The 3158-nt window shown below is 49.7% G+C and carries 3 protein-coding genes and 1 rRNA gene; all 4 read left to right on the top strand.

Annotation, left to right across the window (positions count from 1 at the left end; all coding sequences use genetic code 11):
- Positions 1-102, top strand: a 5S ribosomal RNA gene (gene rrf / locus MHX65_RS11395); the annotation flags it as partial.
- 112 nt (positions 103-214) lie between these two features.
- Positions 215-1396 carry a hypothetical protein gene (locus MHX65_RS11390; protein ID WP_239270163.1) on the top strand — a complete coding sequence of 394 codons (1182 nt, stop codon included), beginning with the start codon at positions 215-217 and terminating at the stop codon, positions 1394-1396.
- An 86-nt stretch (positions 1397-1482) separates the two neighbouring features.
- On the top strand, positions 1483-1767 hold the full coding sequence (relB, locus tag MHX65_RS11685) for a type II toxin-antitoxin system RelB family antitoxin (RefSeq protein WP_441303176.1): 285 nt from the start codon (positions 1483-1485) through the stop codon (positions 1765-1767).
- Positions 1768-2167: 400 nt separating this feature from the next.
- On the top strand, positions 2168-3158 hold a 991-nt coding region (locus MHX65_RS11385; RefSeq protein ID WP_239270162.1), incomplete at its 3' end, for an Abi family protein.

Here is a 3158-nt window from a genome sequence, read left to right as displayed (position 1 = left end):
TACAGGGAAACGCCCGGTCCCATTCCGAACCCGGAAGCTAAGCCTGTACACGCTGATGGTACTGCAACCGGGAGGTTGTGGGAGAGTAAGTCACCGCCGACACCAAACAACAAAACAACAAAATAGTGTTTATTTCGAGAGGAGCAAGGTTACCAATTTACTGGTGGCCTTGCTCCTCTTCTGTGTGATCCCAGAATTTTCTATACTGGATTTCATGAGAACTCTTGCACAGGCGGTAACCGGGCTTGTCCGGTCTAATGATCCCGATCTGTACAAAGGTGCTCGGAGCGTGTACTACAGCGACCGCATATTGGAAGCTGCTGAGTTTTTAGAACAGGCAGTAGAGGATCCTGCACAACTTTCTGGCATCGTGCCGCCGAGTCCATCCGATATCGTGCTTGTTGCTCTAGATGCAGTAGAAGAGGTCCTCAAGACTATCCCTAGGGTCAATGATTATGCCCATGCTGTAAGGGATGCCGGCGAAGTCTTGGCGCGGGTAGTTCCCTCCGCGGCGCAGCGAGCTAGTTATTCCGGTAGCGCTTTGGCTGACTGGTTCATACGAATGAACGAGATTCTTTCGGTAGAAGAAATTGACCTTGACCCAGTCTATTTGGCACCTGCTCTCGGGGAAGAGGGCGTGGCCCGCATCCGCTCGTGGTATGCGGCGGAACAGGGCGGTGGCTACGTGGGGCGTCGGCTAGCGGTGCTTGAAGGCACTGCTGAAGCCGTTCTTCGAACCCATGGTTTGCAGGGAAGTGCGGCTACGCGCTATACGGAGATCATTGCCGGTCTTTGTGACATCCGCCGCTATGATCTTGCCTTTGATTGGTCCGAGAAGGCGGTTAACGAGTGCGCCGTGGAGGAAACCCGAAATATAGCCTCGGGTTGGGCTGTGCTTGCCAGGGAGTATTTTCCCGAACATTCGGAACGCGTTGCCCGGACAGTATTCGATACGTACCCGGAGCTGTCGTCCGCTCAGCAACTCTATGCAGTTGCCGCCGACAAGGTGGAAGCTGCGGCGCATATACAACGCTTGTTGGGGAATAAGTCATGGGATTTGGCCATGTTCCAGCACTTGTGCCTTGAAGACCCTGAACTTGCCTGGAGCACCGTCGTTAAGGCGGGAATGGAAGAGTCGATGGCGCACCGATTTCTTGATGACCTCCCGGCGCAGGTTCTTCCTTTTGTTCGCGACGATGTTGCAACTTACCTAGATTCGACGAGGGTCGGCCGCGACATGGGCATCGATCTATTACAAACCATGAGAGAAAAGTCGGCGGAACTGGGAGCGCCCTGGGATACGGATTTCAACACGCTCTTGACAGATCTACGGTGCCGCTACGCAGAGCGGTATGTCATCTTAAGGCGACTCGACGAGGTTTCCCTTATTTCTTGATTCGGCTACCGCTAAAACGCCCAGGCAGTTCCTATTGGCGTGCATGAAGTCAACGGCACCAGGTGGGGGACTGCAAGGCGCGGACAATGCTCACGGGGTGTACAAATCCGTTAACTTGTTGTAAGCGTGTTTACATGAGCGAGTCAGTGATCAGTTTTCGCGTTGACGCGAAGCAAAAGGAGCACTTAGATGCGCTTGCTTCGCGAACTGGACGGACAGGGGCCTTCTATCTTCGCAAGGCCCTAGATTCCTACCTAGATGAACTTGAGTATGTGTATGCGCTTGAAGCCGAGGCCGAAGCAGCACGACGCGGAGAATTGGACACAATCTCGCTGCAGGACTTAGCGGACGAGTGTGGATTGGTCGATTGAGATCACCCCGCGTGCGGCGAAGTCGTTCCTGTAGGTCGGACCAAACGGGAGTCAGCTCCGACTGATTTAAACGATGTTGGTCTTCCGCCTTGCTAACGCGCTTCGCGGTATCAAGAACGGCCTTCCGTAGGGGACTCCAACTACGAGGTGATCACGTTGCCCATCACGCTTGGCTTATTCGACTAGAGTTATTGAAAGCTATTTTCGACACTCTCGTAGATTAAACATTCTAAATAGGGCTATCTAAGCTGATTGCTATCAATGTTTTAGTATTTGACGTGATTTGCATGTATTTACTTGACGTCCAGATGTAAATCTGTATACTCATATCTACACACACCACATCCGCTCACAATGAAAATTGTGATGGTGTGGTTTTCATTTTTATGGGGGTAAAATAGTGAAAAAATACAACAAGCCCCATTTAACCTTCGAACAACAACTAGCACTCCTAGAGGATCGAAAGCTTGTTATCGAAGATCCAGCTAATGCTATCCGCGCCTTAGGAAAAATTGGATATTACCGTCTTTCGGCTTATTGGTATCCTTTCAGGAAGAATAAACCAAAATATCTACGTACAACTAAATTCAATTACCGGTACGATGAATTCGAGCCGAATCATTCTTTTGAACAGGCACTCGCTCTTTATGATTTTGATAGCCGTTTACGACTTTTGCTCCTTGAAGCATTAGGTCAAATCGAAATCCAATTGCGGACTAAGATCGCCTATTTTGCAGGCGAAATAGACGGGTTTATTCACTTACGCCGTTCACTTCTGGATAAAAAGGAGTGTGAGCGCGTTCCTCGTCGAAGTAAGCAAGATTCTTACAGCTATTGGCAAGAGAATTATAAGAAACAGCTAAAACGGGCTCGCAGTGAGGATTTTATCCGTCATCATATGGAGCGCTATGGGGAAGAACTTCCGATTTGGGTAGCGACGGAGATCCTAGATTTTGGTAGCGTGTCTAAGTTATTCGAATTCCTGCCAAAAAATGTAAAGAATAGTATTGCTCCCGCATTCGGGACGCTTCAAGGCAATGTGTTAGCTAGTTGGATAAGAAATTTTAACTACACCAGAAATATCGCAGCCCATCACTCTCGGTTATGGAATCGCCTCATCGTAACGAGAATTCAGGCACCAAATCGAAGCGTAGTGGATCCGGAAATCTTCCATCTTGCGGATTCTAGAGACCCTATTGCGTTTAAAAAGATATATCCAACACTCGCTTTAATTGCTTATACGCTTTCCTATCTTGAGCCCCGGGGGAATGGACCTGACCCCCAGATGGTGGACACCTTGAAACCAGCATCTCGCTGGGGAAGTGAGGTACCTTTCCACCATGCCACGCAAGACCTACACCGAGCAGTTCAAGCGCGACGCAGTCTCGTTG

Source organism: Corynebacterium sp. ACRPS, from assembly GCF_022346005.1.
Classification (GTDB): domain Bacteria; phylum Actinomycetota; class Actinomycetes; order Mycobacteriales; family Mycobacteriaceae; genus Corynebacterium.
Note: the sequence above shows the minus strand (reverse complement) of the source record. Positions and strands in the feature narration are given on the sequence as shown.